This window comes from Myxacorys almedinensis A, assembly GCF_010091945.1.
GTDB lineage: Bacteria > Cyanobacteriota > Cyanobacteriia > Leptolyngbyales > Leptolyngbyaceae > Myxacorys > Myxacorys almedinensis.
In genome coordinates, this window is record NZ_WVIE01000008.1 from 155,983 (window position 1) to 181,954 (window position 25,972).

Annotated in this window: 34 protein-coding genes, 1 tRNA gene and 1 pseudogene; 16 read left to right on the forward strand and 20 right to left on the reverse strand. The window is 49.0% G+C overall.

The window, feature by feature from the left end; all coding sequences use genetic code 11:
• Positions 1 to 9 precede the first annotated feature (9 nt).
• Complete coding sequence (gene ygfZ / locus GS601_RS09045; RefSeq protein WP_162422943.1) at positions 10 to 1,032, reverse strand: CAF17-like 4Fe-4S cluster assembly/insertion protein YgfZ; 1,023 nt, start codon at positions 1,030 to 1,032, stop codon at positions 10 to 12.
• A 118-nt stretch (positions 1,033 to 1,150) separates the two neighbouring features.
• On the opposite strand from ygfZ, the gene GS601_RS09050 reads away from it, so the two are divergent.
• Positions 1,151 to 1,300: a hypothetical protein gene (locus GS601_RS09050; RefSeq protein WP_162422944.1), complete on the forward strand. Its 150-nt coding sequence runs from the start codon at positions 1,151 to 1,153 to the stop codon at positions 1,298 to 1,300.
• Positions 1,301 to 1,448: 148 nt separating this feature from the next.
• Here the strand turns inward: GS601_RS09050 and GS601_RS09055 are convergent, their stop codons facing one another.
• Positions 1,449 to 1,955 carry a hypothetical protein gene (locus GS601_RS09055; protein WP_162422945.1) on the reverse strand — a complete coding sequence of 169 codons (507 nt, stop codon included), beginning with the start codon at positions 1,953 to 1,955 and terminating at the stop codon, positions 1,449 to 1,451.
• A gap of 160 nt (positions 1,956 to 2,115) precedes the next feature.
• Here GS601_RS09055 and fmt point away from each other — a divergent pair, with 160 nt between their 5' ends.
• Positions 2,116 to 3,135, forward strand: coding sequence for a methionyl-tRNA formyltransferase (fmt, locus tag GS601_RS09060; protein WP_162422946.1), 1,020 nt, complete (start codon positions 2,116 to 2,118; stop codon positions 3,133 to 3,135).
• Here the strand turns inward: fmt and GS601_RS09065 are convergent.
• The 3 genes from GS601_RS09065 to GS601_RS09075 form a co-directional block, all read right to left on the reverse strand.
• Complete coding sequence (locus GS601_RS09065; RefSeq protein ID WP_162422947.1) at positions 3,120 to 3,473, reverse strand: DUF6464 family protein; 354 nt, start codon at positions 3,471 to 3,473, stop codon at positions 3,120 to 3,122. The genes fmt and GS601_RS09065 overlap by 16 nt on opposite strands.
• A gap of 291 nt (positions 3,474 to 3,764) precedes the next feature.
• Entirely contained in the window at positions 3,765 to 3,941 is a 177-nt protein-coding gene (locus GS601_RS09070; protein ID WP_162422948.1) for a hypothetical protein, read from the reverse strand.
• A 101-nt stretch (positions 3,942 to 4,042) separates the two neighbouring features.
• Positions 4,043 to 4,411 carry a 2Fe-2S iron-sulfur cluster-binding protein gene (locus GS601_RS09075; RefSeq protein ID WP_162422949.1) on the reverse strand — a complete coding sequence of 123 codons (369 nt, stop codon included), beginning with the start codon at positions 4,409 to 4,411 and terminating at the stop codon, positions 4,043 to 4,045.
• A 110-nt stretch (positions 4,412 to 4,521) separates the two neighbouring features.
• Here GS601_RS09075 and GS601_RS09080 point away from each other — a divergent pair.
• The 3 genes from GS601_RS09080 to GS601_RS09090 all read left to right on the forward strand — a co-directional run bounded on the left by GS601_RS09080 (position 4,522) and on the right by GS601_RS09090 (position 5,577).
• A tRNA-Ser gene (locus tag GS601_RS09080) sits at positions 4,522 to 4,608 on the forward strand.
• A 59-nt stretch (positions 4,609 to 4,667) separates the two neighbouring features.
• The gene (locus GS601_RS09085) at positions 4,668 to 4,877 is read left to right on the forward strand and encodes a hypothetical protein (RefSeq protein ID WP_162422950.1); all 210 of its coding nucleotides are present in this window, start codon (positions 4,668 to 4,670) and stop codon (positions 4,875 to 4,877) included.
• Between the two features lie 202 nt (positions 4,878 to 5,079).
• Positions 5,080 to 5,577, forward strand: a complete 498-nt coding sequence (locus GS601_RS09090; protein WP_162422951.1) for a DUF427 domain-containing protein — start codon at positions 5,080 to 5,082, stop codon at positions 5,575 to 5,577.
• A 5-nt stretch (positions 5,578 to 5,582) separates the two neighbouring features.
• Here GS601_RS09090 and GS601_RS09095 read toward each other — a convergent pair whose 3' ends face one another.
• Positions 5,583 to 6,899: an APC family permease gene (locus GS601_RS09095; protein ID WP_162422952.1), complete on the reverse strand. Its 1,317-nt coding sequence runs from the start codon at positions 6,897 to 6,899 to the stop codon at positions 5,583 to 5,585.
• 105 nt (positions 6,900 to 7,004) lie between these two features.
• On the opposite strand from GS601_RS09095, the gene GS601_RS09100 reads away from it, so the two are divergent.
• From GS601_RS09100 to mnmG, 3 genes are all read left to right on the forward strand, one after another.
• Positions 7,005 to 7,394: a 6-pyruvoyl trahydropterin synthase family protein gene (locus GS601_RS09100; RefSeq protein WP_162422953.1), complete on the forward strand. Its 390-nt coding sequence runs from the start codon at positions 7,005 to 7,007 to the stop codon at positions 7,392 to 7,394.
• The gene (locus GS601_RS09105; protein WP_238393169.1) at positions 7,387 to 8,022 is read left to right on the forward strand and encodes a 7-carboxy-7-deazaguanine synthase QueE; all 636 of its coding nucleotides are present in this window, start codon (positions 7,387 to 7,389) and stop codon (positions 8,020 to 8,022) included. Before GS601_RS09100 ends, GS601_RS09105 begins: the two co-directional genes overlap by 8 nt.
• A 406-nt stretch (positions 8,023 to 8,428) precedes the next feature.
• Entirely contained in the window at positions 8,429 to 10,336 is a 1,908-nt protein-coding gene (gene mnmG / locus GS601_RS09110; RefSeq protein ID WP_162422954.1) for a tRNA uridine-5-carboxymethylaminomethyl(34) synthesis enzyme MnmG, read from the forward strand.
• A 109-nt stretch (positions 10,337 to 10,445) separates the two neighbouring features.
• On the opposite strand, the gene GS601_RS09115 is transcribed toward mnmG, so the two are convergent.
• Positions 10,446 to 12,227 (reverse strand): ABC transporter ATP-binding protein, encoded by a 1,782-nt coding sequence (locus GS601_RS09115; RefSeq protein ID WP_162422955.1) that lies wholly within the window; start codon positions 12,225 to 12,227, stop codon positions 10,446 to 10,448.
• 5 nt (positions 12,228 to 12,232) lie between these two features.
• Positions 12,233 to 12,442 (reverse strand): hypothetical protein, encoded by a 210-nt coding sequence (locus GS601_RS09120; RefSeq protein WP_162422828.1) that lies wholly within the window; start codon positions 12,440 to 12,442, stop codon positions 12,233 to 12,235.
• Between GS601_RS09120 and GS601_RS09125 the strand changes: the two genes are divergently transcribed.
• A complete protein-coding gene (locus GS601_RS09125) occupies positions 12,407 to 13,285 on the forward strand; it encodes an Rpn family recombination-promoting nuclease/putative transposase (RefSeq protein ID WP_162422956.1) in 879 nt (292 codons plus the stop codon). The two genes, GS601_RS09120 and GS601_RS09125, sit on opposite strands and share 36 nt — an antisense overlap.
• Positions 13,286 to 13,302: 17 nt before the next feature.
• On the opposite strand, the gene GS601_RS09130 is transcribed toward GS601_RS09125, so the two are convergent.
• From GS601_RS09130 to GS601_RS23575, 5 genes are all read right to left on the reverse strand, one after another.
• Entirely contained in the window at positions 13,303 to 13,674 is a 372-nt protein-coding gene (locus GS601_RS09130; RefSeq protein WP_162422957.1) for a DUF1636 family protein, read from the reverse strand.
• A gap of 4 nt (positions 13,675 to 13,678) precedes the next feature.
• Positions 13,679 to 14,593: an iron-siderophore ABC transporter substrate-binding protein gene (locus GS601_RS09135; protein ID WP_238393170.1), complete on the reverse strand. Its 915-nt coding sequence runs from the start codon at positions 14,591 to 14,593 to the stop codon at positions 13,679 to 13,681.
• A 140-nt stretch (positions 14,594 to 14,733) separates the two neighbouring features.
• Positions 14,734 to 17,397, reverse strand: a complete 2,664-nt coding sequence (locus GS601_RS09140) for a TonB-dependent siderophore receptor (RefSeq protein ID WP_162422958.1) — start codon at positions 17,395 to 17,397, stop codon at positions 14,734 to 14,736.
• Positions 17,398 to 17,502: 105 nt separating this feature from the next.
• Positions 17,503 to 18,489: a helix-turn-helix domain-containing protein gene (locus tag GS601_RS09145; protein WP_162422959.1), complete on the reverse strand. Its 987-nt coding sequence runs from the start codon at positions 18,487 to 18,489 to the stop codon at positions 17,503 to 17,505.
• Positions 18,490 to 18,587: 98 nt separating this feature from the next.
• Positions 18,588 to 18,713 (reverse strand): hypothetical protein, encoded by a 126-nt coding sequence (locus tag GS601_RS23575; protein ID WP_274381963.1) that lies wholly within the window; start codon positions 18,711 to 18,713, stop codon positions 18,588 to 18,590.
• A gap of 179 nt (positions 18,714 to 18,892) precedes the next feature.
• Here GS601_RS23575 and GS601_RS23910 point away from each other — a divergent pair, with 179 nt between their 5' ends.
• Both GS601_RS23910 and GS601_RS09155 read left to right on the forward strand, forming a co-directional pair.
• The gene (locus tag GS601_RS23910) at positions 18,893 to 19,126 is read left to right on the forward strand and encodes a PIN domain-containing protein (RefSeq protein WP_420800303.1); all 234 of its coding nucleotides are present in this window, start codon (positions 18,893 to 18,895) and stop codon (positions 19,124 to 19,126) included.
• 229 nt (positions 19,127 to 19,355) lie between these two features.
• Complete coding sequence (locus tag GS601_RS09155; RefSeq protein ID WP_162422961.1) at positions 19,356 to 19,556, forward strand: type II toxin-antitoxin system VapB family antitoxin; 201 nt, start codon at positions 19,356 to 19,358, stop codon at positions 19,554 to 19,556.
• A gap of 173 nt (positions 19,557 to 19,729) precedes the next feature.
• On the opposite strand, the gene GS601_RS23915 is transcribed toward GS601_RS09155, so the two are convergent.
• Positions 19,730 to 19,960 carry a DUF1636 family protein gene (locus GS601_RS23915; RefSeq protein ID WP_162422962.1) on the reverse strand — a complete coding sequence of 77 codons (231 nt, stop codon included), beginning with the start codon at positions 19,958 to 19,960 and terminating at the stop codon, positions 19,730 to 19,732.
• A gap of 262 nt (positions 19,961 to 20,222) precedes the next feature.
• On the opposite strand from GS601_RS23915, the gene GS601_RS09165 reads away from it, so the two are divergent.
• Both GS601_RS09165 and GS601_RS09170 read left to right on the forward strand, forming a co-directional pair.
• Complete coding sequence (locus GS601_RS09165) at positions 20,223 to 20,474, forward strand: UPF0175 family protein (protein WP_162422963.1); 252 nt, start codon at positions 20,223 to 20,225, stop codon at positions 20,472 to 20,474.
• The gene (locus tag GS601_RS09170) at positions 20,471 to 20,956 is read left to right on the forward strand and encodes a PIN domain-containing protein (RefSeq protein ID WP_162422964.1); all 486 of its coding nucleotides are present in this window, start codon (positions 20,471 to 20,473) and stop codon (positions 20,954 to 20,956) included. The genes GS601_RS09165 and GS601_RS09170 overlap by 4 nt, the downstream gene beginning before the upstream one ends.
• A gap of 36 nt (positions 20,957 to 20,992) precedes the next feature.
• Here the strand turns inward: GS601_RS09170 and GS601_RS09175 are convergent, their stop codons facing one another.
• Positions 20,993 to 21,214 (reverse strand): hypothetical protein, encoded by a 222-nt coding sequence (locus GS601_RS09175; protein ID WP_162422965.1) that lies wholly within the window; start codon positions 21,212 to 21,214, stop codon positions 20,993 to 20,995.
• A gap of 157 nt (positions 21,215 to 21,371) precedes the next feature.
• Between GS601_RS09175 and GS601_RS09180 the strand changes: the two genes are divergently transcribed.
• Positions 21,372 to 21,614: a type II toxin-antitoxin system Phd/YefM family antitoxin gene (locus GS601_RS09180; protein WP_202924974.1), complete on the forward strand. Its 243-nt coding sequence runs from the start codon at positions 21,372 to 21,374 to the stop codon at positions 21,612 to 21,614.
• Positions 21,611 to 22,051, forward strand: coding sequence for a type II toxin-antitoxin system VapC family toxin (locus GS601_RS09185; RefSeq protein ID WP_162422966.1), 441 nt, complete (start codon positions 21,611 to 21,613; stop codon positions 22,049 to 22,051). Before GS601_RS09180 ends, GS601_RS09185 begins: the two co-directional genes overlap by 4 nt.
• Before the next feature lie 27 nt (positions 22,052 to 22,078).
• Here the strand turns inward: GS601_RS09185 and GS601_RS09190 are convergent.
• Positions 22,079 to 22,384 (reverse strand): annotated as a pseudogene (locus GS601_RS09190) (DUF1636 domain-containing protein); the annotation flags it as partial.
• Positions 22,385 to 22,511: 127 nt separating this feature from the next.
• Between GS601_RS09190 and GS601_RS09195 the strand changes: the two are divergent.
• Positions 22,512 to 23,360: an Rpn family recombination-promoting nuclease/putative transposase gene (locus GS601_RS09195; RefSeq protein ID WP_162422967.1), complete on the forward strand. Its 849-nt coding sequence runs from the start codon at positions 22,512 to 22,514 to the stop codon at positions 23,358 to 23,360.
• Positions 23,361 to 23,653: 293 nt separating this feature from the next.
• Here GS601_RS09195 and GS601_RS09200 read toward each other — a convergent pair whose 3' ends face one another.
• The 4 genes from GS601_RS09200 to GS601_RS09215 form a co-directional block, all read right to left on the reverse strand.
• Positions 23,654 to 24,043 carry a PIN domain-containing protein gene (locus GS601_RS09200; RefSeq protein WP_162422968.1) on the reverse strand — a complete coding sequence of 130 codons (390 nt, stop codon included), beginning with the start codon at positions 24,041 to 24,043 and terminating at the stop codon, positions 23,654 to 23,656.
• Positions 24,040 to 24,273: a hypothetical protein gene (locus tag GS601_RS09205; RefSeq protein ID WP_162422969.1), complete on the reverse strand. Its 234-nt coding sequence runs from the start codon at positions 24,271 to 24,273 to the stop codon at positions 24,040 to 24,042. The genes GS601_RS09200 and GS601_RS09205 overlap by 4 nt, the downstream gene beginning before the upstream one ends.
• 164 nt (positions 24,274 to 24,437) lie before the next feature.
• Positions 24,438 to 24,809: a DUF1636 family protein gene (locus GS601_RS09210; RefSeq protein ID WP_162422970.1), complete on the reverse strand. Its 372-nt coding sequence runs from the start codon at positions 24,807 to 24,809 to the stop codon at positions 24,438 to 24,440.
• 4 nt (positions 24,810 to 24,813) lie between these two features.
• Positions 24,814 to 25,773 carry an ABC transporter substrate-binding protein gene (locus tag GS601_RS09215; protein WP_202924975.1) on the reverse strand — a complete coding sequence of 320 codons (960 nt, stop codon included), beginning with the start codon at positions 25,771 to 25,773 and terminating at the stop codon, positions 24,814 to 24,816.
• Positions 25,774 to 25,972: the final 199 nt, after the last annotated feature.

Sequence of the window (25,972 nt, forward strand, 5' to 3'; positions counted from 1 at the left end):
TGGGGCGCGCTAACCTTGCCGGGGCTTTGAAGAGGCACGGTGGGCAACTCGGGTGAGATAGGGCAAATCAACCACCTCACCTACACTATCGCTAATCTGAACCGTTAACCCTGCGCCGCCTGCCTTGGTGCGAATATAAGCAAGCGCGATCGCGCCTTTCCCTGGCTCAGGCAGTTCCCCGCCTTCTGATGGGGCAACACTGGTCACCGTTCCCACCTTCTCCTCACCAATTTTTACACTGTCGCCCACGGTGACGGGTTTATCTAACCGCACACCCCAAAGCTGTTGCTTTACCCCGTTGTAGGCGTCGAGCCGAGCGATCGTTTCTTGCCCAATGTAGCAGCCTTTATCAAACGAAATCGTGTGCCACAATCCCGCTTCTAAGGGATTATAAGTATCGGTGAGTTCGTGTCTGGGCATGGGGCGACCTTGCCGGATGCGGAGCGTATTCCAAGTGGCATCGTCGATCGCGGTTGCGCCCGCCTCTACCAAAGCCGATTGCAGAGGGGTCGGCGCAAGCAGGGTATAGCCTTCTGTCACCAAGCCGCTTCCGATCGCAACTCTCACCGCTTGCCCAGCAATGGTAAAGACCCGATGGGTTCCGTAGGGCTGCCCGATCATCTCTGCCGCGCCTAGTTGAGCAAGCAGGGTGTGACTTTTTGCGCCAAACACGCTGAAGGCATAGGTTTGATCGGTGATGTCTGTCAGCTTTACTTTATCTGCAAAGAAAATATAGCGATCGAGAAACGACAGAATTTTCTCGGTCATGCCCGGAGACACCATCAGTAAAACGGATTCATCTAAAACGTAAGCTGTGGCAAGGTCGATGGTGCGTGCCGTAGAGGTCAGAAATACGGTGTCGCAGCCTTCCCCCGGTTTACGGTGTTTGAGGTCGTTAGTGCTTTGGTTGTGGAGAAAGCTGAGCCGATCTGCGTCGGATACTTCAATGCGTCCCCAAGCACTGCGATCGTAGACAGCAACACCAGAGGTTGCCGCTGCAAGTTCTGCCTTAAGGGTTTGATCTTGGGTCATGGCTGTGAGTTTAGCGTTGTATCGATTATCCTATATGTCCTCAGCATAACCAGGCGAATGCCCTTGTAGTGCGACGCCGTGAGCATCAGTAAACTAATAGAGAGGCTATGGAGGCTGTATGCTTTTAACCCCTAAAGACTTAGAGATGGTGCAGGCGCAATACCCCGACTATCGGTTGGAGTTGGTGAACGGAGAAATCGTGATTATGTCTGCGGAGTTTGGTAAAGCAAATCGCATCCTTAAATGTGTAAATGAAATAAATGTGTAACTGTGTTTCTGAGCCGCGATTCTTTGAAGCTTGGCAGAGCCAATCGCGGGATCAATGTCACTGATTCGCGGGAATACGCTATTGGCTTGACGAGTTCAGAGGTTTCTAAAAGGGACAAGGATCAATGTCACTGATTCGCGGGAATACGCTATTGGCTTGATTGGGTTGGTAAATTCTCAAAAATCTCTGCCACCAGCCGCTTTGTTTTATCATCGAGTTGATTCCAATCCACCTCGCCGGTTTCATCGATCAAACTCGTATCGACCTCCACTGGGCGATCGTCGGTTAACGCCACGTTATCAGTTTGAAAACAGATTTTGTAGCATAGTTTCCACAGGTCAATCGTCACCTGCTGATCGGCTTGTTCTAACCGCAACTCGTAACCCGGATAAGGCTTTGGCAAATGGCATAGGGTTTGCTCGATATCGGAGGTTTGCTCAGGAGTGGCGCTCTTAAGTTGCTCTTGAAGGCGAGCCACCGTCGCCTTTACATCCTCAGGAATTCCATCTGCCCATACCAAAACATCGTGATAGCTGCCCTTCCAGGTAGTTTCGTCTAGCTGCTTGCGAAGATTATCAATCAGACGAATAAACGCAGGCTGCATCAGCACTTCAGCCTGTTGCCACGTTTTAATATCTGCAAATCTAGGCTTCATCTTAAAAAGGTCAGAAGGTAATGGGACGCCGGTTTGACAGAGCCAACGCTCTTCTAGCGGGAAGAATGAAGGCTGCCGAATTTACTTTTCCCAGTATTGGCTTCATCTTAATACTGGCTTCATACTTAAAGAGTAACGCCTTACGCCCCAGCCTGATTGCATGAAAATTGTTTTCTTTGGAACGCCTCAATTTGCAGTTCCCACCCTCGAAGCTTTGGTGTCTGATTCTAGATTTGAGGTCGTTGCGGTGGTGACTCAGCCCGACAAGCGCCGGGGACGGGGAGGCGATCTGTCTCCATCTCCGGTCAAAGCGATCGCGCTTGCCCATTGCATCCCGGTGTGGCAACCTAAAAACGTCAAAAAAGACGAGGAAACCTTAGAAAAGCTGAGGGCAACGGAGGCAGATGGGTTTGTCGTGGTTGCCTACGGGCAAATCTTGTCTCCAGTGCTGCTGGATATGCCGCGCTGGGGCTGTGTGAATGTGCACGGCTCGCTCTTGCCGAAATATCGAGGAGCCGCGCCGATTCAGTGGTGTCTTTACCATGGGGAGTCTGAGACGGGGATCACCACGATGATGATGGATGCAGGCATGGATACAGGCGCAATGCTGTTGAAATCGACCGTGGCGATCGCGCCCCTCGACACTGCCCCCGACGTTGCCGCCAAACTCGCTCTGATCGGAGCCGATCTCTTAATTGAAACGCTCCTAAAGCTGGCAAATCAAGCAATTCAGCCAATTCCCCAAAACGCCGCTGAGGCAACCTACGCTCCTCTGATCAAGAAAACCGACTATGAATTGGACTGGTCAAAAAGTGCGATCGCGCTGCACAACCAAATTCGGGGATTTTTTCCGAACTGCACAACCCCCTTTCGCGGCAGCGCGCTGAAAATTCTCAGAACGATTCCCCTCGACGCAACACTATTGGCTCAGCTTCCGCCAGAATTTGCAGCACTCCAGCAAGCGGCGGCTAGTCTAAAAACTGCGATCGCAGCACCCGGAACGGTCGCGGCGATTCTGAAAAATCAGGGAGCCGTGATCGAAACAGGGTGCGGATACTTGCTGTTAAAAGAAGTCCAGCAGGCAGGCAAACGCGCTCAATCGGGTTGGGACTTTGCCAACGGCGTCCGCTTAGAGGTGGGGGAAACCATGCAGGCGCGATCGCCTCATCGCCTCTCATAATAGCGACACCCCTCACACGCCCCTTCCGGGTTCACCGCACACCTGACAATCTCTGATCGGGCATTGTAGGCGCAGGTCGCATCGCCCATCACCCATCGCCCATCCACCAAACTCCGCTCTGCCGGATGCTGCATTTTCTGAACGTAAATTGCGATCTTGTGTAGCCGATAGCGCCCCGACTTCAACTGATAGCGATGCCGACGTTCTAAAACAGTGTACGTCTGACCCTCCAAATCAAAATAGCTACCTGGCTGAGGAGACCAATCAAGCTGCACATTGCCAAGCGACTGCTTCGGATAGGTCAAAATCACCTCTGTTGGCAGAGTCTCTTGCTCCATGAGAAATAGGGTTAAGAAATTGTGTTGTGGACAACTTAGATCTTCTCGATAGTAGCGCGATTACTTCACAAACCAGAATCGATAACGGCTAAATGTAAGCGTAGGATGAGGGCAAATCCAAGAATTTAGACATCGATTCTCGTTCGTTTTAATTTAAGACATTTTTAGGCTCATTTAAGAGGAATGTTTTAATCTGCTCGGTGCAAACTGGATGCCGATGGCAGCCGAGAGCGTAAATCTTGGATCTTATGGGAAGAAGATGGACGATATCCAGATGTGATCGTCTTGACCTCAATTCCCTGCAAGGCTGGCGGCTCCAAATCGGTCAAGGCTATCAACCGCTCTAGCCCATCGAGTTGAGGTAATGCCCAGGGATGGCTTTGGTGCGAGATGGTGCAAGTTGTGGTCGGGGACTTGGGAAGGAGCGATCGTTAGCTTTGCTCCACGTAGTGTTCGAGAACCTGCCATCAGAACTTGTCCCTGGATACGATTTTATGACGCTGATAGGCATTTAGTCTTATTACCGGAAGAAGCGGAACGAGCCAAAGCAGAAATCGCTAAAGTTTTCCTCAATCTTCATCAAGCGGCAGCCCCCGCTTTACTTTTCCTTTGCCAAAAAATCGACCAAACTGAAGCTCGTACACTTCATCTTCGTCTTGGGTTTCTACCTCCAGGTCAGAGCGGGCATAGCTGACGCACAAGAGCGCATAGCCTTGACGCTGCAAGTCGGGAGATAACCCCACGGCTTCGGGCTGGTAGATTTCTCCAGATAAAACTTTGACCGCACAAGTGGTGCAGGCCCCGTTGCGGCAGGAAAATGGTAGCTCGACGCCTTGATGTTCACCCGAGTGCAAAATGTAGCGATCGCTAGGTACCCGAAAAGTGAAGTCCATTCCCTTTTGGCGATGATACACATGGACAGTATAAAATTCAGTCATAAAAATGGATTTGCACGTTCTCTATTCAGTATGAGGCAACTTCTGCTAGTATTGATACTCAACGGTTGTGTTTATAGCTATCAGCTACTAGCTATATGTGCAGTCTACCTGGAGAGATGGCCGAGTGGTTGAAGGCGCAGCACTGGAAATGCTGTGATGGGGTAACTTATCCGAGGGTTCGAATCCCTCTCTCTCCGTTCTAAAATCTAGCTACAGCCAGGCTTACAAGAAGCTTTTGCAAATTTCGAGAGTTTTTTTGATCGGTCTGTTAATCGCGCTGGAACGATTTGATTACACCCTTGAGCAATATGGCAAGCCCAAAGCGTTGACTCTGGCTATCGTGGAAGCCGGGAAGCCAAAGCTGAAAGCAGAACTCGACCTCGCTCAATTGTGGAAACGCTACAAGGAGGTGCGAACAGTTTCGCTGAGCCGAAGGCACCGAAGACAGTCAGCGAGACGACGCTGAGGCTGAATTAGGTGAGAGTTCCATTTGAGCCGTTGTACTGAAAAAACAACAAAAGCTTGAGCACTAAGAACAAACCTTAGTCCATCAATAACATCTGAACAAAGGACTAACTTTCGCCATCCATCCCGCTAGGCTTCCCCCTTGGGATTACTCTCCTAAATTTTCTACACTAGAGACGCAAGCCCTTTAGTGACACAGCGTCATGTTTCGACCAAAACCTATTGCTCCGGAATCAGGTCAAGAATCGGTTTGGGATTACCCCCGTCCGCCTCGGTTGGAAGCGACGGATAAGCGGATTGAGATTGTGTTTAATGGGGTTACGATCGCAGATACCCAAAACGCCTTCCGCGTGCTAGAAACCAGCCATCCGCCGACCTACTACCTGCCGCTTGAGGATATTCGACAGGAATACTTGATCCCATCTTCTCGTCAAACCTTCTGTGAATGGAAGGGAAAAGGCAGTTATTACACTGTCAAGGTTGGGGACAAAGAGGCGAGCGATGTAGCTTGGTATTACTCAACCCCAACACTAGATTTTGCTGCGATCGAAAACTACGTTGCGTTCTACGCGGCGGCGATGGATGACTGCTATGTTAACGCTGAGAAAGTCACGCCGCAACCGGGAAACTTTTACGGTGGCTGGGTCACGAGTGACGTGGTTGGTCCATTCAAAGGTGAATCGGGGTCTTGGGGCTGGTAGTTGCTTTACGCACTAGGCAAACGGCTCTTGAGCACTGCTCTCTGAATCACAATCAGCAACAACCCGATCGCCACAAATACGGCTGCCAAAGCGTAACTGGCTTGAGACGCAAACGCGATCAAAATTACATTGCACAGTAGCGCGATCGCAGGCACCACTATAGGAACCTGAAATCCGATGTTTCTGGGTTCTCGCCGTTTTAGAATCAACAGTGAAAGATTGACCAAACAAAACATCAGCAAAATCAGCGTGGCAGTGGTTCCGGCTAAAAATTGCAGCGTTCCAGATAGTGCCAGAACAATCACGATCGGCAGAATCACCAGCAGTGTCCGGTAAGGGGTGGCTCGACGCGGATGCAATTTGCCCAGCCACGCTGGAATTAACCCCTCGCGTGACATACCAAACAGCAATCGCGATGCAGTAACAAAATTCAGCAATGCCGTATTCATCACGGCAAACAAAGCAATCAACGTAAAAATAACCTGAGGAAAATTGGGCTGCGATCGCCGCACAACATCCAGCAACGGAGCGCTTGAAGCTCCCAATTCTGCCGGGGTAAGCACCTGAGTTGCCAGCCAAGAAACCAGGATATACATGACCCCCGCAACCCCTAACGAAATCACGATCGCTCTTGGAACATTGCGTTCGGGGTTTTTCACTTCTTCGGCAACATTGACAATATCCTCAAACCCAATAAAGGCATAAAAGGCAAGCGCCGCCCCTTGAGCCACCGATGTCCACCCTACGGCTGGAGACGTTGCCACATTAGCTACTGAAGCCGTCCCACCGCCGCTGCTTAAGAACAAAGTCGAGACCAAAATCACAACAATCAACCCCGAAACCTCAATCGTTGTGCAGACAATATTTAGCGCTGAAGACTCCTCCATTCCTCTAAAGTTGACAAACGCCAGGGCCGCAAACAGCGTCATCACAATCAACCAAACTGGAAGCACCGGAATAAACGCATTCAAGTAGCCTGCAAACGCCCTAGAAAGCGTCGCCATCGACACGAGACAGGTGCAAAACATCAGCCAACCAACCAGGAGCGACAGCCAATCGGTGCGAAAGGCTTGATGCACAAACGTGGCAACTCCTCCACTTTGCGGAAAGCGGCTGCCAAGCTCGGCATAGCTCAACGCTGTGAATGCGGCGACGACCATTGCCACCGAAAACGAAGCCCAAACCAAAGTCCCGGAAAGCCCCGCAATTTTTCCAATCACGGCATAAATGCCAGCCCCCAGAATATCGCCCACTCCGTAAATCACCAGCGTTCGCAATCCAAAGACACGTTTGAGTGAGTCTGCCTCTGCATTCGTTTCCATATCTTTGCTTTTTACCTTTTAGAATAGAACTCCGCATCCTGAGATAATTGGCATCCAACATAGCACGCGCATTGAACTCACCCTCTACCGCCCGCAACAACACTTATGCCAACTTGGAAACTTAGCACCGAATTTACCTTCAACGCGGCTCATCAGATTCGCGACTACAACGGTCCGTGCGGACGGATGCATGGTCATACCTACACAGTGAAGCTAGAAGCAACCTCTCATCAGCTTCACGCCTCTGAATTTTGCCCCCATCCCGTTATGGTGGCAGATTTTAGAACATTGAAATGGGCGAAAAAAGATGTCTTCAAAGGCGGACTCGATCACTGCATCTTGAATGAAGTGTTGCCGGAAGGATATGAAACGACCGCAGAAATGATCGCCAAGTACATTTATGACAAGACGAAGAAGAGCTTGCCGGATGGAGTGAAGTTGAAGGTGGCTGTGTCAGAAAATCCTAATTCTTGGGCGGAGTATGAAGATGATTAACCCATGTCTGATGCAAGATTTGCCTGCCCTCACCCCGTTAGATCTGCCCATCGTCGAGACCTTTCACTCGGTTCAAGGAGAAGGCGCTTGGACGGGCACCAATGCCTTTTTCATTCGCTTAGGTGGCTGTGATGTGGGTTGCTGGTTTTGTGATACTAAACACTCTTGGAACCCAAAACGGCACCCAATGCGTGCGATCGCATCTCTCGCCACCACCGCCAAAGCTGCCAATCCTGCGATCGTAGTGATTACCGGGGGCGAACCGTTGATGCATGATCTTGCTCCGCTTACCGACGCCCTTCACGCCGCAGGACTGCGCGTTCATTTAGAAACATCGGGGGCGCATCCCTTTAGCGGCATGTTTGACTGGGTGACGCTTTCGCCCAAGCCCTTTAAACCGCCCCACAACAGCGTTTATGCCCACGTCAACGAACTTAAGGTGGTAATTGCCATAGCAGACGATTTTGCCTGGGCAGAGCAGCAGTCACAGCAGGTGTCTCTTTCTGCCCTGCGCTACCTTCAAGCAGAATGGGAAAGCCAGAGTATTCCCCAAATTTTTGAGTATGTGTTGCAGCATCCCCAATGGCGGATCAGCCTGCAAACCCATAAACTGTTGAACGTGCGGTAAAGTATCCCCAACGCCAGGACTACTTTGTTAGATCTAATTCTCAGACCCAATTGATTTTTCTACTGCGACAGATCCTCGCCCCCCTGCCTACGGCATCCCCTCTTGGTCAAGAGGGACTTTCCGGCTCCCCTCCTGACCAAGGGGTTGGGGGAGGTCACACGTCTGTAGCATTTACAGATTAATTTGGTATCAGACCCAACTCTCAGACCTATTAGAATAAAGGTCAGGACTGACGCCATATTTTTGGAACCCCTCATTCTTGAAACCCCTCACCCCTCCCCCTCCCCCTCCCTTCAGCGCTCTTGCCCCTGCGGAAGACGGAATGGAAAATGGGGTCTTGACTCGCTCCGTTTGGGGAGCATTGTTCAGATAGCGTGTGCCCGATAGCCCTGATATGCCTGTTGCTATGAATCCGTCTGTAGATTTTCTGGATGCTTTTGATGTTGTCGTAGTCGGAGCCGGACATGCTGGCTGTGAAGCCGCGTTAGCCACTGCCCGTTTGGGTTGCCGCACGCTTTTGCTAACGCTCAACCTCGATAAAATCGCATGGCAGCCGTGCAATCCGGCGGTCGGAGGTCCGGCAAAATCGCAGCTTGTGCATGAAACCGATGCGATCGGAGGCGAAATCGGCAAGGTCGCCGACCAGACGTATTTGCAGAAACGGGTACTCAATGCGTCACGAGGTCCCGCAGTGTGGGCATTACGAGCGCAAACCGATAAGCGTGAATATGCCACCTTGATGAAAACAATCGTTGAAAATCAGGAGCATCTCACCATCCGCGAAGGCATGGCGACAGATTTGATCTTGGGCGCAAACGACGAGGTGATCGGGGTGCAAACTTATTTCGGCGTTGCGTTCCAGTGCAACGCTGTGGTGCTGACCACCGGAACTTTTCTCGGCGGCAAAATCTGGGTTGGCAACACCTCAATGGCAGCAGGGCGCGCCGGAGAATTTGCCGCCGTGGGCTTGACTGAAACGCTAAATCGGCTCGGCTTTGAAACCGGACGCCTGAAAACCGGAACGCCCGCCCGCGTCGATCGCCGATCGGTTGATTTCAATAGACTCGAACCTCAACCGGGAGACCCCGACCTGCGCTGGTTTAGCTTTGACCCGGAGGCATGGGTCGAACGGGAGCAACTGCCCTGCCACCTCACCCGAACCACCGCCCAAACCCACCAAATTATTCGAGACCATCTTCACCTGTCTCCTGTCTATGGTGGATGGGTCGATGCCAAAGGCCCGCGCTACTGCCCCAGCATCGAAGATAAAATTGTGCGTTTTGCCGACAAAGAAAGCCATCAGATTTTCATTGAGCCAGAAGGACGAACCACTCCAGAGCTATACATTCAGGGCTTCTCAACCGGATTGCCCGAATCGATCCAGCTACAAATGCTGCGATCGCTCCCAGGTCTCGAACACTGTACGATGCTGCGTCCTGCCTATGCAGTAGAGTACGACTACCTACCCGCGACGCAGTGTTATCCCACGCTGATGACCAAAAAAATCGAAGGTTTGTTTTGCGCGGGGCAAATCAACGGCACCACAGGGTATGAAGAAGCTGCCGCTCAGGGGCTGGTTGCCGGAATCAACGCGGCGCGATTCTGTCGTCACCAAGAACCGATTGTGTTTCCCCGTGAACACAGCTACATCGGCACGCTGATTGACGATCTCTGCACCAAAGATCTACGCGAACCGTACCGCGTCCTTACGTCCCGATCAGAGTATCGCCTGATTTTGCGCTCCGATAATGCTGATCAGCGTCTTACCCCCTTGGGGCGCGAAATTGGCTTGATTGATGATCGGCGCTGGCAATGGTTTTCTCACAAACAGGAAGCGATTGCCGCCGAAAAAGAGCGATTGCACGAGACCCGCGTGAAAGAACACGACGATAGCGGAAAAGCGATCGCAGCAGATACAAACCAAGCGATCAAAGGCTCCATCACCTTAGCCGAACTTTTGCGTCGCCCCGGATTTCATTATGTTGATTTGGAGCGCTATGGCTTAGGAAACGGGACGTGCGATCGCGCTGAAAAAGAAGGCGCAGAAATTGATATCAAATATGCTGGTTATATTCAACGGCAACAGCATCAGATCGAATTGGTCAGCCGTCAAGCCCACCGTAAGCTCTCAGAAGATTTAGACTACGCTGCGATCGAGACGCTCTCAAAAGAAGCGAGAGAGAAACTGTCGATCGTAAGACCGCTAACGATCGGTCAAGCAACCCGCATCGGCGGTGTCAATCCTGCGGATATCAATGCTCTGCTGATCTATCTTGAAATTAAGGCGCGCAAGGGCGTAGAGGTGCTGAGTTAAACAACCCCACGGAGCGATCGCGCACACTCAGGACGCTATGAAGCCGTCTGCTTCGCCAAGGAGGGTATGCCTTATTGATAATGACTTTTAATAGCTTGCCACGATCGCGCTAGAGAATTCCCGACTGTACCCGCCAGAGTTTGGCATAAGTCCCATTCTTAACCAGCAATTGCTCATGAGTTCCTGACTCGACAAATTGCTCATGTTCCATCACATAGATACAATCGGCATGGCGGATTGTTGAGAGCCGATGGGCGATCGCAATAGTCGTCCGATTTTGCGTAATCTTAACCAGGGATCTTTGAATTGCTGCTTCGGTTTCATTGTCTACGGCTGAAGTGGCTTCATCGAGAATCAGAATGGGCGGGTCTTTGAGGATGGCACGAGCGATCGCTAACCGCTGCCGTTGTCCACCCGAAAGTTTTTGTCCGCGCTCTCCCACAATGGTGTCATAGCCCTGTGGTAACTGCTCGATAAACTCATGGGCTTCGGCTAATTTTGCCGCCTGAATGATCTGGTCACGGGTAGCATCAAAACTGCCGTAGCGAATATTTTCAGCCACCGTACCGTGAAACAGAAATACATCCTGACTCACCCAGCCGATGTACTGTCGCAAGTCGGATAAGTGAAGCTCTCGGATATTAATGCCGTCAATTAAAATGCACCCATTTTGCACGTCATAAAAGCGCAGTAAAAGCTTAATGAGCGTACTCTTGCCTGAACCTGTTGCACCCACAATGCCGATCGTGCTTCCAGCAGGAACATGAAGAGAGAGATGGTTGAGAATATTATTACGACCATTGTAGGCAAACGTGATGTCGTTAAATTGCACTTCACCACGTACCATTCCGAGCGGTAGCGATTGACCACCATGAGGAACAGCGATCGGAGTATCCAGTAATCCCATGACACGACGAACAGAAGCCATCGCTCGCTGATACTCATCCATGATTTCGCTCAGTTCGGTGAAGGGCCACAGCAAATTTTGCACAATGAACACCATAAAACCGTAAATGCCGACGCTAAGCTGACCCTGAAGAACTTCTCGCCCGCCGAAATACAGGGTTATCACGAATCCCGATAGGATAAAGACCCGCAGCAAGGGCTGAAAGGCAACGCTGATCGCGATCGCCTGTCCATTGCTGCGGCGATAGGCTTCACTTTCGGCGTAGACGCGATCGCTTTCGTAAGCTTCAGCCGTAAAACTCTTGATCGTGGCAATACCAGAGAGGTTGTTGGCGAGGCGATCGCTAATCAGCCCTGCTTGATCGCGCACCGCATCGTAGCGAGGAGCTAAGCGAGACTGAAAGGCAAAGGTGCCCCACAAAATGAAGGGAATGGGCACCATTGCTAACCAGGCAACGCCAGGAGCTAGCAGCATAAAGGTGATACCAATAGCAGATACTCGTGTAAAAAAGTCGATCAAAAACTTGGCACCAAAGTTGAGGAAGCGCTCAAGCTGGTTAATGTCGTCATTGAGAATCGACAACAACGTTCCTGTACTGTGGTCTTCAAAGTAAGCCAGGTCGAGTTCTTGCAGATGGTTGTAGGTATCGACGCGCAGTTCGTGCTGCAAGGTCTGTGCCAGATTTTGCCACAGCTTGTCGGCTGTGAACTGACTGAGGGATTCTAAACCCCAGACGGTGATGGTCAAAATGGACAGCACGAGCAACTGGGTCAGCGGATCTTGAATGCCCAATCGAGCGAGCAATGAGGCTTCTCGCTCAACCACAACATCGATGGCAACGCCGATGAGATAGGGGGGTGCGAGGTCAAGCAGGGTGCGAAGGATAGAGCAGACGACTGCCGCCCAGACTTGTACCCGATAGGGTTTGGCATAGCGGAGTAGTCGCCAGAGGGGTGGATAGGTGCGAGCAGAGTTTTGTTTCATAGTTCTCAAGTGGTGTGTTCTCTCTGAGCTTGATAGCGGCGATCGCTGAGCGAGAAATGCGATCGCTTCCCTGGTTCTAAACCGCGATCGCCCGCTATTGTTGAAGCTCGATCGCTGCTGTGATTAGAGCGATCGCGGGTTTGAAGTACACTTGAACGTGTTGCTTTTCGCTGCAAACAATGCGCCGTGATCCACTCTTTTACAAATTGTTTCAACAGTCTCCTGAACTCTTGTTTGACTTGATTGAGACTAAACCGGATAACGCATCTGACTATCGCTTTGACTCAGTTGCAGTGAAAGAACCAAAATTTGAAATTGATGGAGTGTTCCTACCACCAGAAAATCAGATTGGCGCAGTCTACTTTTGCGAAATTCAAATGCAGAAGGATGAACGGCTTTATGAACGACTGCTAGCTGAATCGACATTGTATTTCTACCGCAATCGAGACCGTTTTAATGACTGGCAAGCGGTGATTATTTATCCATCACGGGGTCTGGAACAAAGCGACCTGTATCCCCATCGCACCTTTCTCGATGGGGAGCAAGTGCATCGGGTGTATTTGGATGAGTTGGGAGAGGTGAGAGACTTGCCCGTGACGGTTGGTGCGATGGTATTGACAATCGTGAATGAAGCGGAAGCCCCGGAAGCTGCGAGAGATTTGATCGCACGAACTGAGCAAGCGGCGTTAACACCCGAAGAGAAACGCGACATAATAGACATTGTGACCTCGATTCTGGTTTATAAGCTGAAGAACTTAAGTCGATTGGAGATTAGAAGAATGCTGGGATTAGATTTGACGCAAGAACCACGAGCCATTCGGGAAGCCAAGGAAGAGGGCAGAGAAGAGGTACGCGGACAAGAAGCGATCGCGCTCATTACCCGACAGCTAACCCGCCGACTGGGGCAAGAATTATCTGAAGAGATGAAATTGCGCCTCTCTGTTTTACCCTTACCCCTGTTAGAAGATCTCAGCGAAGCTTTACTGGACTTTACAAGTTTGGTTGATTTGGAAGCTTGGCTAGAGGTACACCCGATGACTGAAAACGATCGTTCATAGACACGACGCTCCTCCTCTCATCCACCCACTGTCGGAATCTTGGCAATGCTGGCGGATTGCAATACTTCAGGAAACTGCTTCCACGGAATGTCGCCTGTAGTGCGATCGAGGTAGAGTTTGCCAAATTGAAGGAGAGCAGCGGCAGGTTCATCGGTTGGCAAGTTGGTGAATAGATAAGTCGGTTTGTGAGGGGCAGAAAAAGCAACGGCACAGGGTTTGTCGCAAGTCCATAAACAACCAACAGGCTGAATTTCAAACTTGTTAGGTTGTTCTGTAGTTAGCGTGTTGAGTTGTTTGAGTAGGCGATCGCCATCGGTGGGTTGATCTTTGGGGCGATCTTCGGAGGAATGGTGGCAGGATTTGCAAACAAAGAGAGTGGGGTTTGGCATGGGATTAGGGTGTGTTGACGAGGTATTTTTCCAGGTCATCCAAAACAGCATCCGCAGCCAGCAAATTCCCCCCAACCCATGTGAAGCCATCAACAAAATAAACCTGTCTTTGTTGAGCAAGTTTGAGCTTTTTCCAAAGAGGTTTCTGTTGCAGCTTTTCAAAGGCTTCCTTATCTCCATTAGAAAACCCCAAAAAGAAGAAAACATCGCCATCGACCTCTTCTAATTTTTCCTCAGAAATATTGTAAATTCCACCATTGCGTGTAATCACATTCTGTGGGTTGGGGCGTTGTAGCCCAATGTCATCAAGAATGGTACCAATGAATGAGTTCTTTGCATAGGTAAACATAAGGTTGGAGCCACCACCAACAGAAATAGTTTTACCTTTGTAGCGATCGCCCAAAGCTATCTTCAGTTTTTCGATCCGTTGGTAATAATGATTCAAAGCTTGTTGCGCTGCTGCTTCTTTCTTTAATACTTTAGCAATGAAGTTAAAATTTTCTTTCCAATTTGGCGTAATGTAGCTCGATGACACCACTACTGTAGGACTGATTTGAGAAAGCAAGGGATAAATTGTGCTGGCTTGATCCCACGCTAAGATTAAATCGGGCTTGAGTTGTAATAGTTTTTCTAGGTTAGGTGATCGAGTTCTACCTATATGTTCTATTCCTACTGTTTTATTACCTAAAAAAGTCTTGTTACTTAAATATTTTGCTGTCAATTCTTCCTGTTCTACTCCTAGTTGAGACGTGCTACCAATTGGCTTAATATCTAGGGCAAACAAATGACCTAGAAAAGGACTCTGAACTGTAACAATTCTTTTGGGATTATTGGAGATGCAGCTTTTTCCCATTGCATGTTCCACTATTTGGCAATCGACTTGAGATGTTTTGGGTGTGAAAGTTTTATGAATGGTCATACTATGACATCCTAAGATCGTCGTAGTTATAAGTAGTGATAGCAAGAGCAGCTTTACCTTCCTCAATCTACCCTTGCTAAAGACAAGAACTGGAGAAGCTTCAGAATTTTCTTCTTGCTCAGGAAATGGTTGAAATGGGTTCAGAATTGCCATGAAATGGTGCCTTGCACTGTGAAGGGTTCTCCAGGGAAAACGCGCAACCGACTGAAGGAAGTTTCAAAGTAATCTATATTAAACAGATTTCTGAAATTGAGTCCGACGCGAAACCGATTGCGGTTGTAGAAAATGGCGGCATCCGTTCGCAGATAGCTGGGAAGTTGAAAGCTATTAATCAAATCACCCTGGCGCTCTCCCACAAAAAATAAGCCTGCGCCAACGCCAAAGCCTTGCCAGGGACCCTGCTGAATTTCATAGCTTGTCCACAGGTTAAAGGAATTTTCAGGAACGTTGTTCAATAGATTGCCTACGGTCAGCGTGTTGTCTCTGGTGATTTCAGCATTGGTGTAGGCATAGCCTGCAATAATGTTCCATCCGGGTAGGATCTCACCTTGAACGCTAAGTTCAACACCGCGACTGCGCTGCTCTCCCGTCTGAATTGAAAAACCAGGGGGTACGCCGGGTCGATTGTCCGCCGTCAACACATTGGAGCGGGTTAAATCATACAAAGCAAGAGTCGCTGAAAGCCGATCATTCAAATCAGCTTTCACTCCCACTTCGTACTGAGTACCGCGCTCTGGTTGAAAAACGCTACCATCAAAGGCGGTGCCAGTAGCCGGAGTAAATGAGCCACTGTAGCTGGCATAGAAGGAAATAGGTTCAATAGGCTGATAGACAATGCCGACACGCGGACTGAAGGCATCTCCTGATTGACTAGTTCTGGTATCTGTTACAAAACTTCGACTAGTTTGCTCAAATAGATCAAACCGTCCACCCAGTAATAACTTCAGATTCTCTGCCAGCGTCACCTGATTTTGAACATAAATCCCCAGCGTGTCTATTAAATTATTTTGAACAAAACTGGGAGTAAGGGATCCAGCAGGTCTCCCATACACAGGGCTGAACAGATCTAGAGGTGCAGCAGATCCACTCAAAACATTGAACCTGGCATCTAATCTACCCAGATCAACTCCAAAGACCAACTGATGGTCAATTGAACCCGTTGAAAATCTGCCAGTCAAATTGATGTTTAGGTCATAGACATCTGTATTATTATCACTAGTGAAATTATTACGATTCAAGGTTCGATTATCAGAAGCAAGACTAGCGCCAAGATAAAATCTGTCTGTAGTTGCAATACTTAAGGTTCTCCACTGAAATGCATTTTGTAACGACCAGTTGTCGCTGAACTGATGCTCCAGCCGATAGCCCACTCTCCCAAGCGTGCTATTGACAGCACTATCAGGCTCTGAAGTCAGACGGTTACGAGGTATGCGACCATTAGGATTAGGTAACACCGTACCGACCGCTGGTAGACCAAAGTCTAAGATATTACTTCTGTCTGTATACTCACCTTCCACAGTCAAGCGGGTTTGCTCCCCAATTGCCAAACTCACGACAGGTGCAATAGAGAATTGACGACTTTCAAAAAAATCGATGAAACTCCTTCTATCCCGGTAGTCTGCATTCAATCGATACAAAACTGTTCTAGAGTCGTTTAAAGGTCCAGATAGATCAATAGCCCCCCGATAGAAGTCGTAGTTGCCAATGGTGGCATCAAGAGCATAGAAGGGATCGCGCAGCGGTTGCTTTGTCACCAAGTTGATGGTTCCACCTGGATTAGCTCTACCGTAAAGAACGGAAGCCGGACCTAAGAGAACTTCGATTCTCTCGATGTCAGGAGCGATCTCTGTAAACACATCTCCAGTCTCTCTAATCCCATTCCTGAGAAAATTATTGCCCTGGCGAGCATTGGTAACAAAACCTCGAATAATAAAATCGTTAGCATTAATTCTTGAAGGACCCCCTGGAGCTACCCCACTTACGTTTCTGAGGGCTTCATTCAGGTTGGTGACGTTTTGATCCCGTAATACCTCCTGGGGGATGACCTGAATTGACTGGGGAATGTCGCGTAGGGGGGTGTCGGTGCGGGTTCCTACACTGGTGTTCGGGACACGGTAGCCATCCCGTTCCCCCGTCACCACAATTTCCTCATCCGGTTCATCGGCTTCCGGGTTAAGGCTGTATGCCAGTCCTCCAGCCTTCAGCGTCACCTCCGTCTGCGGCAGCGCATTATTTCCCGCCACACTGACGCGAATATTGCCCGCCTGCTGCTCCACCCGCACATTCGCCACATCTGCCGTCGGGTTATCCGTCACAAACGGTTGTCCCTGGGGCAACGCCAGCACCGCATTGGGAATCTCCGCAATCAGGCTATTTCCTTCCGTGCGAAACTTCGTAGCATCAATCGTCAGCGGTTTGCCCTCCGCCGTCTCCAGCACGATATCGAGTCCGGTTTCGGTGCGATCGAGTTTCACCCCTGTCACCTGCACCTGTGCCGCTTCCATCTGGGCAACCCAGTCTTTGACGGTCGTGGCAGGACGATGTTGTTGTTTGAGGTCACGAACGCGAGAGATAGTTGGCTGTGCCCTAGACGTTGATCCCCCTAAATCCCCCTTCAAAAGGGGGACTTTGAGCGCGGGTTCGGTTCCCCCTTTTTCTCTAGCGTCAGCGGCGCGTAGCGCGGGGGCTAGGGGGGATCTCCGTGAAGCTAGGGGCGATCGCTCCTCTGCCCCTGACGGCAACGCCAACCCCACGATCGCCGATACACTCAACAGCAACGCCACCGAATAAGAATTCCGCTTCATTCGTCTCACATCCAATCTAGAAAAACTCGCAATAGGAGGACTATAGCGAAGGAGTAGCGATTGGCATAGAGGGGATGGTGGGTGAGCGGGAACTAGTTTGGTGGGTCAACAGGAACGATATTGCATCAGATACTCGCGGGGCGAGAAACCAAACTTTTTGCGAAACGAGGCAGCAAAATACTGGCGATCGCTCAAGCCCACTGCCGTCATCACCTCTGATACAGATAGGTGTCCCTGTTCCAGCAGATGTCGCGCTTGCTCCAGACGATACTGGTGCAGATACACAAAAACCGGGGTGCCAAATACCTGCTTAAACCCACGCTTGAGCGTATATTCATTCAATTTCGCCTGTCGTGCCAGTTCGGGCAGCGATGGAGGTGCCTGCACATCCAGCAGCAGCAACGTTTTGGCGTAGTGAATCCGCTCCAGCGTCCCTGCATTGAGAGATTTAACGGCTCGTTGTCCCGTTTGAATTTCGCTTTCCTGCTCCAGCACCAAACTCATCAACTCCAGCGCCTTCCCCTCCAAATACAACCGCTTCAATACGCCCTGATGCCCACAGCGCACAATCTGCCACAAAATGCTTTCCATGCCTGGAGTCAGCTTCGCCACACGAGTATAAATCTCCTGAGACACGGGACGAATTAAATGCTGCAAGGATGAGGGAAGTTGCCCGGACCTATTACTCACAAAGCCCTGCAAAGCTTCCGGTTGTAGATATATTTGAACTTCCAGTGCCTGCTGTTCGGGAGCATCACGAATTTCTCGCGGCGCTGACCCACTGCCGTAGAGGGCATATTCTTTATCCCCTACCATCGTGTGTGTGTCGATGTGTTGTCCCAGCAGATGGAAGTGATACTCCAGCCAGCCAGGATCTTCAGAATACTGCACTCGATGGTGCTGATAGATGCGTCCCTGAAAGATTTCAATTCCCAATCCCGATCGCAGTTGAATCACGCGAGTCACTCCCTGCCCCAAGGTGGCAGGATACGCATAGGTCACATCCAGCGGATCGTTGGGGTCTGCCTGAGCAGTGGCTTCCACCTCCTGGCAGAGATCATTGAATGCTTGCTCCGAAATCGTCATGGTCATAACGCTAATGTCCAGAGGAATAGATTACTGCGAATAATTGCATTAACAAGCTAATAAGTTAATATCACTTCGCGCAGGGCAATCTCTCGGCTATACCCTTACGCCAGCCAAGTCGGTTGAGGCATCCGCACATTGTCTGGATCATCCGGATTAGGATATTCAATCAAGTGCGATCGTTCTTCCTTCCACTCTGCCCAATCCCGCTCAGATACCGAAATGGTCATAATGCTCTGAATTTTTACTGAGAATAGTTCTTATTAAAACTTCCCAAAGCATACCATAAGTCTCGGTTTTGCAAATGGCTTAAGGATTCGCGATCGCCGCTGCTGAGGGAGTGCGATCGTGATTTCGCGATCGGCATAGTGTAGAGCGGTCGCTACTCAGTTTTTGGTTAAACAAATCGTTGAATGGTTTCGGTAGGTCATTCAAAGTGCAGCAGTTTTTATCTCAAATTACGGTGATTGGCATTGATGAAACTGTAAAAAATTATACGATCGCGCTGCGTAAGAAGTATCGATTAAAGTTACCTGATGCAATGGTTTGTGCCTCAGCTTTGTCAACAAATTCGGTGCTGTTGAGTAATGATACACAGTTGAGTAGAGTGACTGAAATTACTGTTGATACGGTTCAGATATAGTCTGCAACTTACTTCGCGATCGCGCTTACAATTTGCACTCGATAGGGTTTGCCATAGCGCAGTAGCCGCCAGAGGGGTGGATAGGTGCGAGCAGAGTTTTGTTTCATAGTTCTCAAGTGGTGTGTTCTCTCTGAGCTTGATAGCGGCGATCGCTGAGCATCGATTTGCAGAGCTATACAATAGTAAGAATCACCCAGTTTGATAGTGTCAATGTTGGAGGGGCAGACCGATGAAAACTAATATTGAAATTGATCCGACGTTGATCCAAGAAGCGTTGACTTTGGGCGAACATCAAACAGAGAAGATAGTTATTGAAGCAGCTTTGCAGGAGTATATTCAGCGGCGTAAACAATTGAAAGTTTTGGAACTTTTTGGCACGATCGACTACGATCCAGACCATGACTATAAGCAACAACGGCGGCAAGCATGAAGGTTGTTGTTGATACTTCTGTCTGGTCGTTAGCTCTGCGACGAAATCGAATCCTGGAGGAGTCACCCCAAATTCTGAGATCACCGTCGTGGTTACGGCATTTTGACGACAGATGGTGACTTTGTGCTGTTTGGTGAACATCTTCCAATTACTTTGTGGCAATAATCTTTGCATCATTTGCATAGCCCGATCGCCCATATCGTCTGCTTTGCTATAGCAACGGCACAGGGTTTGTCGCAGGTCCACAGGCAACCGACGGGCTGAGTTTCAAATTTGTTAGGTTGCTCTGTAGTTAGAGTGTTGAGATGTTCGAGTAGGCGGGTGCTATTAGTGGGTTGTTCTTTGGGGCGATCTTCGGAGGAATGGTGGCAGGATTGGCAGACGAAAAGAATATGGCTCGGCATGAGTTCAGCATTTTAACGCTAATAATGGGTGTGTTTTAGAGAATCTGGACGATCGCCGTGACCTCTAGACGGACTTTTTCGAGCGATCGACGGACGTTCTTTACTGCCTTCCTCCTCTCCAGCCTTGCGGGGTCAGATAAAATAAGAAAGTATTCGTTGCTAAAGGTTTGATTACCCTATCTGATGACTTTGACGAGCCGTTGGAAGATTTTAAGGAACCACATGGAATGAGGCAGTTTTTGGGTACTTAGTAGGAGAGATTATGATAGTCACGATCGATATTCCAGATAGGATTGCTCAGTCTGCTGAGTTGACTCAGGCTGAGTTACTGCGTGAGATCGCGGTTTTGTTATTTCAACAAGAACGGATAACGTTGGGCAAAGCGGCACAAATTGCCAAAATGCACCCGTTTGAGTTGCAAAAATTGTTGGCGAGTCGAAAAATCCCGATTCATTACGGGTTAGAGGAGTATGAGGCAGATGTTGCAAGTTTGCGTCAGCATGGTTGGCGATGATCATTGTCAGCAATACTTCTCCAATTAGTAATTTGTTGATTGTGGGACAGTTAGAACTGCTTCAGCACATTTATCAGCAAGTAGTGATTCCACCGACGGTCGATCAGGAAGTTCGTGCCCTGCAAACCTTTGGCATTGATCTGACCATTTACATATCGGCAACCTGGATATCTGTGCAAATACCAACCGATGTTTTGTTGATTGATACTCTGAAAAATGAGCTAGATGATGGTGAAGCAGAAGCGATCGCGCTGGCGCTGCAACTGAAAGCGGATCGGTTGTTGATTGATGAGCGGTTAGGGCGTTTAGTTGCTACGCAACATGGGTTAAACATTACAGGCATTTTAGGGATCTTAAGAACGGCTAAGGTGCTGGGGCTAATCTCAAGGGTGAAGCCAATTTTGGATGATTTAGTGCAGCAAGCTGGATTTTGGGTTGATCAAGCTTTGTATGAGCAAATGTTAAAAGATGTTGGTGAATAACCGCGATCGCTAACCTCTCGCCTTCTCCCCCATCCCCTAAGAGAAGGCTTTTCGATCGACATCATCAGCCGTGCAACGAAGCTTTCTGTTCAGGCAGTGCAGCAACTTCAGCAACAGATCGATCGCCCAAACTAAGTTAACCGAAGGGTTTTGCTGGGAGAGAACAATCAGTTGGATGGGGCGCTTCTGCAATGCAGAAGCTTCGTCAACGGGCTTGGAGTGGCAGGATTGGCAGATGAAGAGGGTGGGTTTAGGCATGAGTTTAAGGTGTGTTGACGAGGTATTTTTCGAGGTCATCAAAGACGGCATTCATTATTCTGGAAATAAAGTGGCAACAGATACCTGAAGCTGGTGGCGATCGCACTCAGACCTTAGAAACCTGGTTTAGCGCGTTAGAATAGAATTTCTTTTGGTCATGAGTATGTTAGAAGTTAGCGTTGATGAACTAGCTGTTAACCTACTAACCCTTCTGGAGCAGGTTGCCAAAGGGGAAGAAATTATTATTGTTCAGCAAAATCAAGCGATTGCTCGTTTAGTGCCTGCCCAAACTCGTAGTCACTGGTTAGCTCGAAATCGAAAACTCCGAAACTCATTGCAGGTAAAGGGTGAACCTTTAAGTACAACCATTATTACAGCACGCCAAGGAGAACGAGATTGATCTACCTGGATACCAGTGTGCTGGCTCCGTTGTATTGGGCGGAAACGTTAAGTGATGCTGTTGAGGAATTACTAAGCAGTAAAGATGCGGAGCTAGCTATCAGTCAATTGGTTGAGGTGGAGTTTGTTTCAGCCTTATCCCGTCGAGTGAGAATGGGAGAAGTGGCTCAAGGAGAAGCAAGGGTAATCGTGCAACAGTTCCAGGCTGATCTGGAAGCTGGATTCTACACTCAGCTTGCTTTGGAGCCGATTCACTACACAATGGCACGAGATTGGATTCATCAATTCAATACTCCTTTGAGGACGTTAGACGGACTGCATTTAGCGATCGCGGTGGCTCACAATATTCCATTGGTGACAGCCGATGAGGGTTTGGTTGAGAGTGCTGAGGCGGTGGGGGCTGAGGTGCAGATTTTGAGACCATTGGAAGAAGCTTAAATCCCTAACCTTCACCCCCTCACCCCTCTACTCCCCACTCTCCACTCCCCCTACTGCCGGAATCTTGGCAATACTCACTGACTGCAATACTTCAGGAAATTGTTTCCATGGAATGTCGCCTGTAGTGCGATCGAGGTAGAGTTTGCCAAATTGAAGGAGAGCAGCGGCAGGTTCATCGGTTGGCAAATTGGTGAGTAGATAAGTTGGTTTGTGAGGGGCAGAAAAAGCAACGGCGCAGGATTTGTCGCATGTCCACAGGCAGCCGACGGGTTGAATTTCAAACTTGTTAGGTTGTTCTGTAGTTAGTGTATTGAGATGTTCGAGTAGGCGGGTGCCATCGGCAGATTGTTCTTTGGGGCGATCGTCGGAGGAATGGTGGCAGGATTGGCAGAGGTCGAGGTGGGCTTGGACATGGGGTTAGGGAATAATAGAGGTTGGTCAACGATGCATCAGGGACTCTATGCGACGGGATTCGATTTTCTACAAATTGTTTGCACAATCGCCCCTGCTGTTGTTTGAATTGCTGCCTGATCCACCTGCGAATGCTACGGCTTATCGCTTTGATTCGGTTGCCGTCAAAGAGCCAAGGTTTGAAATTGATGGCGTGTTTGTGCCACCGGAAGATGAGGTTGGTGTGGTTTATTTTTGTGAAGTGCAGTTTCAAAAAGATCAGCAGCTTTATGAACGGGTCGTGGCAGAGTCGTTGTTGTATTTTTATCGCAATCGTGTCCGCTTCCATGATTGGCAAGTGGTGATCATTTATCCCTCGCGTCGTGTCGAGCAGAGTCAATCGCATCCTTATCGAGAGTTGTTGGAGAGTCATCGAATTTATCGAGTGTATTTGGATGAGTTGGGTGAGATTCGTGCGGTGCCAGTGTGGGTGGCGGTGATGCGGTTGACGATGGTGCCAGAAGACCAAGTGGTGGAGGAAGCCCGGTATTTGTTGAGCCGTAGTCGGAGTGAGGACACGCCAGCGGGTAGGGGTGCAATAATGGAGATGATTACGACGATCGTGGCGTATCGGTTTGAGCAGCTAAGTCGAGTTGAGGTGGAGGCAATGTTGGATATCACACTGAAGGAAACGCGGCTATATCGCGATATTAAGGAGGAAGGACGAGAGGAGGGACGAGAAGAGGGACAACGATCGCTGATCTTACGCCTCTTAACGCGACGAGTGGGAGAATTGTCTCAGGAGGTGCGATCGCAGGTCGAGGCTTTGTCTTTGGAACAGTTAGAAGATTTAGGTGAAGCATTGCTGGATTTCACGAGTTTGGACGATTTGCAGGCTTGGTTAGCCAATCAGGAGTAGCGATCGCCCCATCCATCCCATCGCGCAGCCTGCACATTGCTCAACGCAGAATGTATGGAGTTGTTCGAGTAATGGTTTTGACTCGAAATTTGTCAGATTTTGATCAGATTAGTGAATTACAGGCTGAAGATTGGTCGAAATGATTTAAGAATTTACCACGCCATCACCCCATCACCCATCCACTCCTCTACTCCCCCTTCCCCTCAACCAGGTATTTTTCCAGGTCATCCAAACAGCATCAGGAATTGGGAAGTAACAGAATTGTTGAATAGGAATTTTTTAATTTGACAACTTCAGCTAACTGTCGGCAGCCAAGTAGCCGCTACGAGGCGTGCATCAACTGTAGCTAATTGGAGTTGATAGTGAATTGCGGTAGCAGCAATAAAGCGATCGGCTGGATCTTGATGCGGAAGCTTGATTTGACGACTTAGAATTGCAATTTGATGATTCAAAGGCGCTTCACGAATTGCTAATGATTTTAGAGATTGGTTAATCCAATTGGTGGGATCAACTTGCAGAGAAATACGTCTTTTCTCTACTAGCAGCAAGACTTCCCAGATACTAATTGGACTGAGCCAAAGTTCTGTAGTGTTAGAGGCGATAGCAGCTTGCAGGTTTTCTGAAAGTTGGGAATCGCCGAGGGCGTACCAAAGCCAGATATGCGTATCAAGGAGGAGTTTCACTGAAGTGCTTCCCAGGTATTTTCAGGCAGAGCGGGTGTAATGACATCGCCTAGAATTTCACCTGTGTCTTTCATAAATCCAAACGTAGGGCGTGGAGCGTGAGATCCAGATTGAGGAGCAGCATTGGGTTGTATATCTTGCTTTAGCGATCGCAAAATCGTTTCAATTAAGTTAATTCGCTCCTCAATCGATGCCGTTTGTAGTTTTTCGAGAATTTCTGCGTCGATCATTGCTTCCCGCTCGGTTACTCAGCAACCTTTTTTTCGATTTTAACGCGATGAGAACCTGGAGTCGCTATCCAGCAAACATCCTTCATGATTGACAATGGTGTTTAGCTACCACAGATCGCCCTCCTCCACCTGTCACAATCTTCGATCGCTCTTCTCTCATCCACTCATTCACCTACTGCCGGAATTTTAGCAATGCTGGCAGATTGCAATACTTCAGGAAACTGCTTCCACGGAATGTCGCCTGTAGTGCGATCGCGGTAGAGTTTACCAAATTGAAGGAGAGCAGCGGCAGGTTCATCGGTTGGCAAATTGGTGAATAGATAAGTCGGTTTGTGAGGTGCAGAGAAGGCAACGGCACAGGGTTTGTCGCATGTCCATAAACAACCAACAGGCTGAATTTCAAACTTGTTAGGTTGTTCTGTAGTTAGCGTATTGAGATGTTCGAGCAGGCAGGTGCCATGGGTGGGTTGTTCTTTGGGGCGATCTTTGGAGGAGTGATGGCAGGATTGGCAAACAAATAGTTTATGTTTGGACATAAGTTTAGGGAGTGTTGACTAAGTACTTCTCGATTTCATCTAGCACTGCATGAGCTGCAAGAATGTTGTATCCATGCCAGAGGTTGAGATTTACCAGATACACTTGGTTTTGCTGTACTGCCTTGACTTGAGACCATAGGGGTCTCTGTTGAAGTTGCTCTAGAAGAGAGCGGTCATTCTCAGTGTATGTAGCAATAAAAAGAATATCGCCATCAATTTCTGGCAAAGTTTCTTCAGAAAGAATGCCAGATGTTACAGATCTCGGTGCTAATAACCCTAGCTCGTCCAAAATTCGATCGGCAAAATCTTTGCCGTCGTAGTAGAGTTGACCCCTCATAACACTGGCAAATGATATCTGAATAGGTTGTTGGCGATTCTCCTTTGAAGAAGCTGCGCCTTTTTGATCTGCCGCAGATTTTATGCTCAATGCTTGCTTTAAGTGTTGAATCCGACGGTCATAGTCGTCTAGCAGTTGAGTGGCTAATTTTGTTTTTTCAAGCACCCCTGCAACATCTTGAAGGTGCTGTTTCCAATCACCTATGGTTTCCATCCAAGGCAGAACGACTGTAGGAGCGATTTGTGACAACTGGTTATAGATTCCTTGAAATGCTCCATCAGAAACAACAATAATTAGGTCAGGCTTGAGTAATACAATTCGTTCCAAATTGGGCTGTGAGCCGTACATCATCTCAACCCCATCTGTTTTGTCTGCAAGGTAGTCAAATGCTTCATAGCCTCCATCTATGAACGCCGCGACAGGTTTGCTATTCAAGGCAAGTATATCAGCAAGGCTATTGTAAGACATAGCGACAATTCGTTGTGGATGCAGAGGGATGCAAGTTTCTCCCCTAACGTGCTGTACGACTCGGCAGGGAGTTGGCATTTTGCTACGCTCGACAACAGTGCTACTACAGGCTGAGACCATAATGGTAGCCAGAACCAATAATGAAAACCATTGCCACAAACCCCGCCATAGTGGGCATACTTTCCTGAGCAATGCTTTAATCCCCCCTTTTTAAGCTACCGTGTATACACATCTCAGTTCCTTGCACAAAACCCTGAAAGATCCCCCTAAATCCCCGCGCTATCGCGCCGCTTCGCTAGAAAAAAGGGGGACTTTGAGTCCGGTTCCCCCCTTTCTCAAGGGGGGCTAGGGGGGATCT